At 65.1% G+C, this 12,055-nt stretch carries 10 protein-coding genes; all 10 read right to left on the reverse strand.

The window, feature by feature from the left end; all coding sequences use genetic code 11:
- On the reverse strand, positions 1–317 hold a 317-nt coding region (locus ACIQ6O_RS06865; RefSeq protein ID WP_396207036.1), incomplete at its 3' end, for a PRC-barrel domain-containing protein.
- Positions 317–520 (reverse strand): hypothetical protein, encoded by a 204-nt coding sequence (locus tag ACIQ6O_RS06870; protein ID WP_396207037.1) that lies wholly within the window; start codon positions 518–520, stop codon positions 317–319. The genes ACIQ6O_RS06865 and ACIQ6O_RS06870, both read right to left, overlap by 1 nt.
- A 54-nt stretch (positions 521–574) precedes the next feature.
- Positions 575–2,020, reverse strand: coding sequence for a BCD family MFS transporter (locus tag ACIQ6O_RS06875; RefSeq protein WP_396207038.1), 1,446 nt, complete (start codon positions 2,018–2,020; stop codon positions 575–577).
- A 4-nt stretch (positions 2,021–2,024) separates the two neighbouring features.
- Positions 2,025–3,113 carry a magnesium-protoporphyrin IX monomethyl ester (oxidative) cyclase gene (gene acsF, locus ACIQ6O_RS06880; protein ID WP_396207039.1) on the reverse strand — a complete coding sequence of 363 codons (1,089 nt, stop codon included), beginning with the start codon at positions 3,111–3,113 and terminating at the stop codon, positions 2,025–2,027.
- Between the two features lie 8 nt (positions 3,114–3,121).
- Positions 3,122–3,454, reverse strand: a complete 333-nt coding sequence (locus ACIQ6O_RS06885) for a hypothetical protein (protein WP_396207040.1) — start codon at positions 3,452–3,454, stop codon at positions 3,122–3,124.
- 30 nt (positions 3,455–3,484) lie between these two features.
- Positions 3,485–4,285 carry a magnesium protoporphyrin IX methyltransferase gene (gene bchM / locus ACIQ6O_RS06890; protein ID WP_396207041.1) on the reverse strand — a complete coding sequence of 267 codons (801 nt, stop codon included), beginning with the start codon at positions 4,283–4,285 and terminating at the stop codon, positions 3,485–3,487.
- Positions 4,285–5,172 (reverse strand): ferredoxin:protochlorophyllide reductase (ATP-dependent) iron-sulfur ATP-binding protein, encoded by an 888-nt coding sequence (gene bchL / locus ACIQ6O_RS06895; protein WP_396207042.1) that lies wholly within the window; start codon positions 5,170–5,172, stop codon positions 4,285–4,287. Before bchL ends, bchM begins: the two co-directional genes overlap by 1 nt.
- A 44-nt stretch (positions 5,173–5,216) precedes the next feature.
- A complete protein-coding gene (bchH, locus tag ACIQ6O_RS06900) occupies positions 5,217–9,044 on the reverse strand; it encodes a magnesium chelatase subunit H (RefSeq protein WP_396207043.1) in 3,828 nt (1,275 codons plus the stop codon).
- Positions 9,034–10,758, reverse strand: coding sequence for a ferredoxin:protochlorophyllide reductase (ATP-dependent) subunit B (bchB, locus tag ACIQ6O_RS06905; protein WP_396207044.1), 1,725 nt, complete (start codon positions 10,756–10,758; stop codon positions 9,034–9,036). The genes bchH and bchB overlap by 11 nt, the downstream gene beginning before the upstream one ends.
- A gap of 7 nt (positions 10,759–10,765) precedes the next feature.
- Positions 10,766–12,019, reverse strand: coding sequence for a ferredoxin:protochlorophyllide reductase (ATP-dependent) subunit N (locus tag ACIQ6O_RS06910; RefSeq protein ID WP_396207045.1), 1,254 nt, complete (start codon positions 12,017–12,019; stop codon positions 10,766–10,768).
- Positions 12,020–12,055: the final 36 nt, after the last annotated feature.

The raw sequence follows: 12,055 nt of genomic DNA on the forward strand, positions 1-12,055 counted from the left end.
CTGCCTGCGAGTTGCACCTCGTAGTAGCTCACCTGCGGTTCCGAGCGATTGACCCACACTTCGATGACGGTGCCGGCGATGACCTTGTCTGCGGCAATGACGGGCAAGCCGCGCGGATCCGGATCGCCCTTGGCAATCGAGAACGTCGGGTCGAGACGCATCGGGACGATCTTGGCCGTGCCATGGAAGGTCATGTCCGGCGTATCCGAGCGATTCGCCCACGACGCAGGTCCGACCCCATCAACCATGGGATTCCCGGTAGGAATCAACGGCGAGCCGTTGTAGTAGTCGGCCGGCTCCGCTTTGATCTCCGACATTAGTGCGCTCCTCCGTCACCATGGGTGCGATGCAAGTAGGTCTTCGGATCCGCCGGCTTTGGCCAGCCTTCACGCGGGCCTTGCGGCGACTCCAGAGGGTAGCCTTCCCGCTTGTCTTCACGGCGCAGGTAGTAAACCAGCCCACCAAAGAAGAGCCAGAACGCGTAGATCGCTATCTGCGCTCCGTCCACGTACTTCATCATGTGTTGACTCCGAAAAAAGGGGAAACCACACCGCCTACAACATCTTTCGACGCGTTACGCCGGCGTGTCTGCCAACCCGAACGACCGCGGACTGCCGGCCTCGACGGTCGCTCGGCGTTTATCAACCAACGGCCCTAGTGCAACAAGGGTGACGAACAACATGACGATCTCCAGCACATACACGGTGGAGTACGGCACACCGGGTCCTGTGAGCGCCGGCCCCAACACGCCGGTCGACGCGAGATGTGACAACCAATCCTTCATGATGCCGCTCAGTGCGAACGACAACCCTTCGGCGGTGGCGAAGACTGCGCCCCACGCGCCCAACGCGATACCATGTTGCGAGGCATCGCGCATGTCCATCGCGAACGACAGCGTGCCGACGCCGAAGAGCCCTTCCGCAAAACCGATCAGTACCACGCCCACGCGAAACACGGTCGGGGAACCGAGCGGACCGGCGAACGTCACCAGGGCGAACGCCAAGACCCCCAACAATGCGCCAACCGCGGCCAATCGGATAGGGTCCATGCGCCGCCGAAGCTGAACGGCCGACAACCAGAATGCCGCCACCGCGCCCACGGCCATGAGGGCGGTGAGTTGCGTGGTGGACGACACCGATAGACCAAGGATCTCGCCGCCGTACGGTTCCAGCAGGACGTCCTGGAGATTGAACGCGAAGAAGCCGAGGCCGGAGGCGGTGAGCAGCCGCACCGCCTGACCTCCCTCGGAGAAGGCACGCCACGCATCCCGGAACAGCGGGCGGCGTTCCCCCTTCTGGTACTCCACAACGCCCCGGATGCGCGGCTCCTGCTTCCAGAGCGACACCACATTGACCACGATCGTAAAGACCGCCGTCCCCTGAATCACCTGGATCAGGCGCATAGCCGAGAAATCCCGAAGGACGCCTTCCAGCACCAACGCACTGACCAACGTGCCCAACAACATGGTCAGATACATCAGGGCAATCACCCGCGGGCGCTTATCCTCATCGGCAAGATCCGTGGCCAGCGCGAGCCCTGCCGTCTGCGTCGTGTGCGCACCTGCGCCGACGAGTAGGAAGGCCAACGCCGTCCCGGCATGTCCAATCCACGACGGCCCCACCCGCGGCCCGTCGGAGAGCACCAGCAACGCGAAGGGCATGATGCTCAGGCCGGCGAACTGCACCATGGTGCCGCCCCACAAGAACGGCACTCGGCGCCACCCCAGAATGCTGCGGTGCGTATCCGACTTGAATCCGACCAGCGCCCGAAATGGCGCCGCCAGCAGCGGAATCGCCAGCATGATCGCCACGAGCGATGCCGGCACCCGCAGCTCCAGGATCATCACTCGATTGAGCGTGCCCACGAACAACGTTTGCACCATGCCCACCGACAGCTGAAACATCGACAGGCGCAGCAAGCGCCCGAGCGGTAGCTCAGGCGTGGCGACATCGGCGAAGGGCAGGAAACGCGTTCCCAGCTTTTGCCAGACACGCGCCCCGAGCGGAGCGGACTTGCTCATGCGCTTACCAGACCGGCTGCATGCGCACGTCGGCTGGCAACGCCTGACTGTGCGGCGTGCGCAGGAACAAGCGCAGGAACGTGAGGCCGTTGGCCACCTTCAGCGCCGTGACCTTGAGCTTGGTGAACACCCCGTTTCCGTTGGCTTCCGCCTTCCGCATCGCGTCCGTATTGAGCCACATCTGGTGCATGAGCCCCCAGAACGCCTCGCTGTCGGTATCCAGGGTCTCCGGGAACACCTGACGGCTGATGAGATTCGTCAGCTTGATCACGCTGCGGTCGTACTCATCGACGTTGATCCCCATGAAGTCGAAGAACGGCTTCCGGGCATGGTCGCGGATGTACATGGTGCAGAACACCGCGAGCAGAAAGAAGCGGATCCACAACTTGTTCACCCCGCTAAGGAACTGCGGATTGGAACGCATGAGCACCGCGAACGCTTCCCCGTGGCGGAACTCATCGAGACACCAGTTCTCGAACCACTTGAAGATCGGGTGGAAGCGCTTGTCCGGCTGCTTCTCGAAGTTGCGGAAAATCGTGATGTATCGCGCGTAGCCGATCTTTTCGGACAGATACGTCGCGTAGTAGATGAACTTGGGCTGGAAGTACGTGTACTTCTTCGCCTTCGTGAGGAAGCTGAGGTCCACCGCGACGTTGAAGTCGTTCAGCGTGTGGTTGATGAACCCGGCGTGGCGCCCTTCGTCGCGACTCATGAACCCGAAGAGCTCGCGCACGTCGGGGTTCTTGATGCGCTTCTTGATCTCGGCGTACAGAATGCACCCCGAGAATTCGGCCGTCACCGACGAGGTCAGGAACTCCACGAACTGCTCGCGCAGCGCCGGATCCATGTCCTCAAAGCTCTGATCGAACTCCGCATTCCGCTTGAAGTGATCCTTATTGGGATCCCGACGAAACTCGGCGAGAATCTCGTCCCACATCTTCCGGTTTTCCGGCGTGATCTTGAGGGCGTCGATTTCCGCAAAGTTCGTGGTGTAAAACCGCGGATTCAGGATGGCATCCTGCTGCGCCGCCTTCGTGGTTTCGTTCACCGGCTTCATCGCGCGGACAGGAACGCCAGTTTCGGTAGTGTACATAGTTCGTCTCAGCCTTCGAAGCCGACTTCGTAGAGTTCGTGAATCTCGGTGCCGCCGGTGAGCTTGATGACCTGGCGCTTGAGCCAGCTCGCCCGCTTCACTTCCGCACTGGATTCAAATGTGGTGGTCGTGCCAAACGCGATGCGGCTCGGCGTGTTGCGCACCAGCACTTCGTCACCCGGATCCACCTCGACCCCTTTCAGGTCGACGTGGGCATGGAAGTGATCGTGTGTCATCTCGAGATCCACCGTGCAGGGGACCTCGCTCTTGCGCGTCATCACGTACCACGCGCCGACGACGACGACCACGGCCGCGGCCACGCTCCATCCCGTCAGTTCCATCCTGCGCCCTCCAGAAAGTCCTGCATAGAATCAGCTGCGACGCGCGCCGTGCGCATCGAGCGTGGCGTTTTGCAGATGTATGGCCATCGAGCGATAAAAGCCCGATTCGATATGGCGGGTGGCGACCATGCCCCAGCTGTCGAGGACCGGCTGGGCGCCGAACGCCTTGCGGAATGCGCTCTCGGACACCGGCACGATGGACGGTGAACGATCGCCCCGTGGAAACAGCTTGCCCACCGCGCGCATCACTGACAACATCGGCGTCCGTGGTGCGACGGTGATGAGCATGCGATCTCGGACCCGCGGCGCGAGCGTCGCGAGGGCGCGAATCATGTCATCGAGCTCGTAGTGGATGATCGAATCCATCGCGATCACATAGTCGAACGAGCCGAGCGAGGGATCGAGCATGTCGCCCGACCGGAAATCGATGTCGTACACCCCCTGCTCTTCCGCGCGCTCCTGCGCGTGCTGCACCAGCGTGGGTGACAGGTCGATGGCCACGACCTCAGCGCCGCGCTGGGCGAGCTCAATGGACGCCGTACCGGTGCCGCAGCCGGCATCGAGCACCCGCTTGCCGTGCAGCTCAGGCGGTACCCAGCCCAGCAGCGTGGAGCGCATGCGATCGCGGCCGGCACGCACCGACGCCCGAACCCGGGACACAGGCGCATCCGAGGTCAGCGTCTTCCACGCCTCGGCGGCCGTGCGGTCGAAGTACTCCCCGATCCAGGCCCGCCGCTCGCGGTACGACACCGATGCGGCGTGCGAACCCCCAAGCGGCGTTCCCTCGAACGACGGACCTGGAGTCGGAGAATCATTCACGGAAGTAGCCATCAGTCGAATCCCAGCAGGTCGAAGATTTCACGGTCCTTGAGCGGCGCGGCCGGCAGCGGCTTCACATCCTCGAGCATCTTGCGGGCCAGCTCGAGATACTCGTTCTGCACCTGCACCACGTCCTCCGTGGGCTCCATCTCGAAGATCGTGCACTTCTTGAGACGGCTCCGACGGATGGCATCCACGTCGCGGAAGTGCGCCATCGTGCGCAGCCCCACCGCCGCATTGAAGCGGTCGATTTCGTTCGTCTCACGCGAACGGTTGGCGATCACGCCGCCAAGACGCACGCGGTAGTTCTTGGCCTTCGCCTGAATAGCCGCGATGATACGATTCATCGCGAAGATCGAGTCGAAGTCGTTGGCGGTGACGATGAGGCAGTAATGGGCGTGCTGCAGCGGCGCGGCGAAGCCGCCACACACCACGTCACCCAACACATCGAAGATCACCACGTCGGTGTCTTCGAGCAGGTGATGCTCCTTGAGCAGTTTCACCGTCTGGCCCGTGACATAGCCGCCGCACCCGGTACCGGCCGGCGGACCACCCGCCTCGATGCACTGTACGCCATTGAAGCCTTCGAACATGAAGTCTTCCGGGCGCAGCTCTTCGGCGTGGAAGTCCACCCCTTCGAGTACGTCGATCACCGTGGGCACCATGCGCTTGGTAAGCGTGAAGGTGCTGTCGTGCTTCGGATCGCAGCCAATCTGGAGCACGCGCTTGCCGAGCTTCGAGAAGGCTGCCGACAGGTTGCTCGACGTGGTGCTCTTCCCGATGCCGCCCTTGCCGTACACGGCAATCACGAGCGCGCCTTCGATCTTCTGGTTCTCGTCCAGGTGCACCTGCAGGGAGCCGTCGCCGTCTCCGAGCGCGTCCACGATGGGGAGTTTCATTGTTGCCATGCTGCGTTACCCGTGGGGAGTGGGGGTGCTACAGGTTATGCCGCGTATACGCCTTCAAGTCGATCTTCCAGTTCTGCCGCCGCATCGCGCAGCGCTTCCAACGTTGCATCATCCGGCTGCCAGTAGCCGCGATCGTTCGCTTCGAGCAGGCGCTGCGCAATGCCCAGCGCCGCATCCGGATTGGCGTCAGCGATCCGCTTCCGCATCTCTTCGTCGAGCACGAAGGTCTTGCTGGCCTCCGCGTACACCCACTGCGGCACCGCGCCCTTGCCGCCGGTGGCCGACCATCCGAGAGTGGTCACGAGGTGGCCGGTGATGTTACGCACGCCCTCGTACCCGTACTGAATCTGCGCTTCGTACCACTTGGGATTGAGCATCTTCGTGCGCGACTCCAGCTCGACCTGCTCCTTGAGCGTGCGCACCTTGCCCTGCCCCTGCCCGTAGTCACCGAGGTACACCGCGGGCGTCTTGCCATCGTTCTGCTGCGCGATCACGCGCGTCATGCCACCGAGCGATTCCACGTACTGGTCGATATCGGTGGCACCGAGGTCCACCGAGTCGAGCCCCTGGAACGAAAGCGTCGCCTTGCCCAGCGCGCGCTTCATCAGGGCAGGCTGTGACTGCGGCTTGCCATCGGGGCCGTACGCGAAGCCCTTGCGCTGCACGAACAGGTCGGCGAGCTCGTTCTCGTCCTGCCACTTGCCCGTCTCGATGAGCAAGTTGACGTTCGAGCCGTACGCGCCGTCGGCGTTGGAGAACACACGCAGCGACGCCTGCTCGATCGTGCAGCCGGTGTCGCGCATCGTGTCCAGCGCGTGCTTGCGGATGAAGTTCATCTCCGGATCTTCCTCGGCCTTCGCGCACAGCAACGAGGCTTCGGCCAGCAGCTTCACCTGCAACGGCAGCAGATCGCGGAAGATCCCGGAGAGCGTGATCACCACGTCCACGCGCGGACGGCCGAGGCTTTCGAGCGGCAGCAGGCGCGCCCCGGTGAGACGCCCCACGCTGTCGAAGCGCGGCACCACGCCCATCATCGCCATCACCTGCGCGAGCGGCGTGCCTTCGCTCTTCATGTTGTCGGTCCCCCACAGCACGACGGCCACCGTTTCGGGGAGCTCGCCGGTCTCCTGCTTGTGCTTGGCCAACAGCTGATCGGCGCGGCCGCGCCCCTCGAGCATCGCCGCCGCACTCGGCACGCGATACGGGTCGAAGCCATAGATGTTGCGCCCCGAGGGAAGCACCTGCGGATTGCGCAGCAGGTCGCCGCCCGGCGCCGGCTCCACGTAGCGCACGTCGAGTGCGCGCAGCACGCCTTCCACCTCGCGGTCTTCGCGCAGGGCGACGTCATAGCCCGCCAGCAATTCGAGATGTTGATCGAACTGTTTGTCGTTGGCGAGCCGCATGCCGCGCGCTTTGGCCTCGGCACGGCCGGCCTGCTGCGCCACGCGGAGATCGGCCTTGTGTACCAGCGTGTGTACGGCAGCATGCACGATGGCCTCCACCGCCGCGCCTTGCGTGTCGTCGCTGCGCTTATCGCCGTGCCCCGCTAGCACCGTTTCACCGATGCTGGGCAGCTCCACTTCCGGGCGGCCGCTGCGCGCCATTTCCACGAGCATCTCCACTCGCGCTTCCGGCGTCATGGGCTCACCCACCACATGGAGGCCCGTGGGAATGAGGCTGTACTCGAGCTCCAGCAGCTTCTCGCGGATATCGGCGATGCGCGCGTCGGTCTCCTGCGCCGTCCACGCCGGCTCGGCCGCCGCGAGTTCCACGGCCGCCGCCTGCTGCTGAACGAGTGTGCGCAGCTGCTCGGCTTCGGCCGCGCGGCCACCATCCATCTGGCGCCAGCGATCGAGACTCGTCTTGAGATCGGCGAGACCGCGATAGAGCCCCGCGTTGCTCACCGGCGGCGTGAGATACGACACCAGCGTGGCGTTGCCGCGGCGCTTGGCGAGCGTCCCTTCCGACGAGTTGTTGGACGCGTACAGGTACACGTTCGGCAGGTCGCCGATGAGGCGCTCCGGCCAGCAGGTGGCGTCGAGCCCCGACTGCTTGCCGGGCATGAACTCGAGCGCGCCGTGCGTGCCGAAGTGCAGGACCGCGTCGGCCTTGTAGTCTTCCTTGAGCCAGCGATAGAACGCGCTGAACGCATGCGTGGGGGAGAAGCCGCCTTCGAACAGCAGACGCATCGGATCGCCTTCCCAGCCAAAGCTGGGCTGCACGCCCACGAACACGTTGCCGAACATGGCACCCATCACCTGGATGCTCTGCCCATCGGCGAGCTGACGCCCAGGCGCGGGACCCCACGTCTTTTCGATTTCCTTGAGGTACTTCTCGCGGCGTACGTGATCGTCCACCGGAATGCGGGTGTGCACATTGGCCGGCGCGCCGAACTGCTCCCGATTGCCCTGCGTGATACGCTCGCGCAGTTCGTCCACACTCGCCGGCAAGTCCACCGAGTAGCCGGCTTCCTTCATCTCCGCGAGCACACGCTGCAGTGACGGGAACACGGCGAGATACGCCGCTGAGCCCGTGTTGCCCGCGTTGGGCGGGAAGTTGAAGAGAATGATCGCGACCTTGCGCTCGGCGCGTGTCTTGCGACGCAGCGCCACCAGCTTGGCCACGCGCTCCGCCACGCGCTCGATGCGCTCCGGGATGGGCTCCGACGCCGCCGGCTTGCCCTCCACCGGATTGCCCTTGCCACCGTACACGGTGGGGACGATGGCGCCGTCGAGTTCGGGAATCGCGATCTGCAGCGTGGCCTGCAGCGGGTTGAGCCCGCGCGCATCACGCTGCCACTCTTCGATGGTCTGGAACTCGAGCGTCTGCAGCGTGAGGTACGGCACGTCGAGCTGCTTGAGCACCACCTGCGCGGCCGCCGAATCGTTGTACGCCGGCCCACCCACCAGCGAGAAGCCGGTGAGGTTGATCATCGCGTCGATGGTGGGCTCGCCACGCGCGTTCTTGAAGAACTTGTCGATGGCGGGACGCGCGTCGAGTGCACTCGAGAACCCGGCAATGACATGCAGCCCCCTCGCCTCGAGCCCCTTCACCACGGCGGCGTAGTGCGCCACGTTGCCCGCGAGCAGATACGAGCGCCCCACGAGTACGCCCACCGTGCCGATCTTGTGCTTCATCGACGGCAGAGCGCCGATCGTCTCGGTGATGCCGCGGTTCGGCAGCTCGGGGTGCCAGAGGCCGACTTCGGGGTACGTGACCGGCTGCTCGGGCTTGAGCGCGCCCTTGAACTTGGTGCGCGGGCCGGCAGCGTAGCGATCGACGGCGTACCGGATCATCTGCTCGATGTTCTCGTCGCTGCCGGCGAGCCAGTACTGAATGAGCAGCAGGTACGCGCGCACATCCTGCGCCGTCCCGGGGATGAACTTGAGCAGGTTGGGGAGCGTACGCAGCGCGCTCATCTGCCGCTCCCCGCTGCTCTTCCCGTCCCCGCGCGAGCCGCGGAGCTTCTTGAGCAGGGAGATCGGCGAGAACGGGGAGCGGCTTTCGCCGCCCATCATGTCGAACTTGCCGAGCTTCGTGCACTTCACGAGCTCGGGGGTGCAGAGCGCGCACAGCACGGCGTCGGCGTCGTTGCGACGGGCGAGCACGGCCGGCAGCACTTCGTTCGCATACTCTTCCTGGAAGAGCTGCGTACACACCACGATGTTGGCGCGCGCGATGTCCTGACGCGCACGTTCCGCCGCCTGTTTGTCGGTGTTGAAGTCGGCGGCGATGTGCATGGACACATGTAGCCCCGGAACGCTCTTGAGCCCCTGTTTGGCGCGTTCGAAGGCGTCAGCAAGGTGAGCGTCGAGCGTCGTGATGCAGACGCGCATTTCGGGAGTACGGGTGTCAGCGGCCATAGAATGCTTTGGCGTCGTACATGGTATCCACGGTGATCTCGGCGATCCCGCGATCGATCGCAAACCGTTCCGTGTTGCGGCGGACCTTGCCGCGCACGAAGAACGGAATCTTCTTGAGCTCCGCTTCCGCCGGGGGCAACCAGCGGGCGCTGGTGATCACGGCGGCAACGGGCGTGGCGGGCGTGATTTCGGACTCTTCCTCGGTGAGTCCAACGGCGCTGGCCGCCTCGGGCACGATGATCTCGTGCGATCCCGTGACGGTGGCCGTGCTGTAGGAATTTCCTGCTGGCGCCGCCGGTTCCCGCATCGGCGCAGCCTTGGGCGCGGCGTTGTGCAGGTGCGACGCGTGCCCGTCGCCGAACTCGAAGTCGTCGCGGAACATGTGCAGCAGATGTTCCTCGAGCCCCATCATCAGCGGGTGCACCCACGTATCGAAGATCACGTTGGCGCCTTCGAATCCCATCTGCGGCGAATGCCGGGCCGGCACGTCCTGCACATGAATGGGGGCGCTGATCACCGCACAGGGTACACCGAGCCGCTTCGCGATGTGGCGTTCCATCTGCGTGCCCAACACGAGCTCCGGCGCGAGTTCGCTCACCTTCTGCTCCACGGCGAGGTAATCATCGCTGATGAGCGCTTCCACGCCGATCTTCGCCGCGTACTCCCGGATGGGGCGGGCGAATTCGCGGGAGTACGTGCCGATGCCCACGACCTCGAAGCCCAGTTCGTCCTTGGCGATGCGCGCCGCCGCCAGTACGTGCGTCGCGTCACCGAAGACGAACACCCGCTTGCCGGTGAGATACGTACTGTCCACCGACCGCGAGTACCACGGCAGCAACGACCGGCTGGCGTCCACCTGTGCCGTGCCGGCGCGCTCGTGTTCGAGCAGCGGCTGCACGTCGATACCCGTGACCGTGCCGATCTCCTGCACGAACTCACGCGTGGCGAGCACGCCGATGGGCACCGTCTTCACGGTGGGCATGCGGAACGTCTTCTCGAGCCAGCGCGCCGCCGTATCCGCGACTTCCGGATACATGACGATGTTGAAATCCGCCTCGGGAATCCGACGGATGTCGGCCACCGTGGCGTTGTGCGGCGCACAGACGTGCACATCCACGCCGAGGTCGTGCAGGAGCCGTGTGATCTCGCGCACGTCGTCGCGGTTGCGGAAGCCGAGCGCCGTAGCGCCGAGCAGATTCGCGCGGGGGCGACGATTCTCGCGGCGCACGACGTCGATCACGGGCTCACGGGTGGTGCCCGGCGGCGGTGCCAACGGCTGCAGGAGCGCGCGCACGAGGTGGTAGAACGTTTCGCTCGCGCCCCAGTTTTCCTTCTTGCTGTACGCGGGGAGCTCCAGCGGGATCACCGGCACGGGCAGCGACATGCCCTGGGCCAGCGAGCCCGGCTGATCCTGAATGAGTTCGGCGGTGCACGATTCCCCAACCAGCAGCGCATCGGGCTGGAAGCGTTCGTAGGCCTCGCGCACCGAGGTCTTCACGAGTTCTGCCGTATCACCACCCAGATCGCGGGCCTGAAAGGTGGTGTACGTCACGGGCGGCCGACGATCGCGCCGCTCGATCATGGTGAAGAGCAGATCGGCGTACGTATCGCCCTGCGGCGCATGCAGCACATAGTGCACACCCGTCATGCTGGTGGCGATGCGCATCGCGCCAACGTGCGGCGGGCCTTCGTAGGTCCAGAGCGTCAGTTCCATGGCCGTCTCAGACCGCGAGTCGCTGCGCCCGCTCGAGCGGGCGCGCAAAAAGTTCTGCCAGATCGCCCGCCTGCTCGAAGCCGTGTACGGGGGAGAAGACGAGCTCGATGGACCACTTGGTGCGCAGCCCCTCGGCTTCGAGCGGGTTGGCGAGGCCGAGACCGCATACCGTAAGGTCGGGGCGCGCGTCACGGCAGCGATCGAGCTGCTTCTCCACGTCCTGCCCTTCACTCACCTGCACCGTGGCCGGCAACCGCGACAGCTCGGCGTCGATGAGCAGCCGATCGAGGTACGGGGTCCCCACCTCCACCAGCTCCATACCACACTCTTCGTGGAGGAAGCGTGCGAGCGGGATTTCGAGCTGCGAGTCGGGGAACATGAACAGCCGCTTGCCTTCGAGGCGCTCCCGATAGCGCGACAGGGCGACCCGAGCGCGTTCGGCATTGGGCGCCACCGCGCCGTCGAAGTGCGCCTCACTCACCCCCCAGGCATCGGCGGCCGCCTTGAGCCACGCGGTGGTCCCGCCCACGCCGAAGGGATACGGGGCCGCCAGCAGCGTCGCCCCGCGCGCCACGAGCGCCCGCGCCGTGTCACTCAGGAAGGGCTGGGCCAGCAGCACGCGCGTGTTGGGACCCACCGGCGGCAGCTCCCGCGCGCGGCGCGGCGGAAAGAAGCGCACCGGCCCGATGCCCAGCTTGGTGAACATACGGGCGAACTGGTCTTCCACCACGTCGGCCACCGTGCCCACCACCAGCAGTTCCGGCGCCGCACTCGTGCTGGCCGGCAGGTGCGGCACCATGCTGCGCAAACAGGCGTCTTCACCCTGCGTGAAGGTGGTCTCGATGCCGCTGCCGCTGTAATTGAGGATACGCACCTGCGGCATGAACTGCGTGTTGAGCCGTTCAGCCGCGCGCGCGAGATCGAGCTTGATCACTTCCGACGGGCACGAGCCCACCAGGAAGAGCGTGGTAATGTCGGGGCGGCGCGCCAGCAGCTGCTGCACCACCCGATCGAGTTCGTCGTTGGCGTCGGCCAACCCGGCAAGATCGCGTTCGCTGAGAATGGCCGTCGCGAAGCGCGGCTCGGCGAAGATCATCACCCCGGCCGCCGACTGCACGAGGTGCGCGCAGGTGCGCGACCCCACGACGAGGAAAAAGGCGTCCTGCATCTTGCGATGCAGCCACACGATGCCGGTCAGCCCGCAGAAGACCTCGCGCTGACCACGCTCGCGGATGACGGGCAGTTCGAGCGCAGTACTCACGAGACCTGGACCTCGGCGGCCCGGGCGGCCTTTTCC

Source organism: Gemmatimonas sp. (assembly GCF_044345575.1).
GTDB lineage: Bacteria > Gemmatimonadota > Gemmatimonadetes > Gemmatimonadales > Gemmatimonadaceae > Gemmatimonas.

Excerpts from the sequence above, each read along its gene's own strand:
- bchH (WP_396207043.1), bottom strand. The coding sequence starts at position 9,044 with ATGGCCGCTGACACCCGTACTCCCGAAATGCGCGTCTGCATCACGACG.
- bchL (WP_396207042.1), bottom strand. The coding sequence starts at position 5,172 with ATGAAACTCCCCATCGTGGACGCGCTCGGAGACGGCGACGGCTCCCTG.
- acsF (WP_396207039.1), bottom strand. The coding sequence starts at position 3,113 with ATGTACACTACCGAAACTGGCGTTCCTGTCCGCGCGATGAAGCCGGTG.
- ACIQ6O_RS06885 (WP_396207040.1), bottom strand. The coding sequence starts at position 3,454 with ATGGAACTGACGGGATGGAGCGTGGCCGCGGCCGTGGTCGTCGTCGTC.
- bchM (WP_396207041.1), bottom strand. The coding sequence starts at position 4,285 with ATGGCTACTTCCGTGAATGATTCTCCGACTCCAGGTCCGTCGTTCGAG.
- ACIQ6O_RS06875 (WP_396207038.1), bottom strand. The coding sequence starts at position 2,020 with ATGAGCAAGTCCGCTCCGCTCGGGGCGCGTGTCTGGCAAAAGCTGGGA.
- bchB (WP_396207044.1), bottom strand. The coding sequence starts at position 10,758 with ATGGAACTGACGCTCTGGACCTACGAAGGCCCGCCGCACGTTGGCGCG.
- ACIQ6O_RS06870 (WP_396207037.1), bottom strand. The coding sequence starts at position 520 with ATGATGAAGTACGTGGACGGAGCGCAGATAGCGATCTACGCGTTCTGG.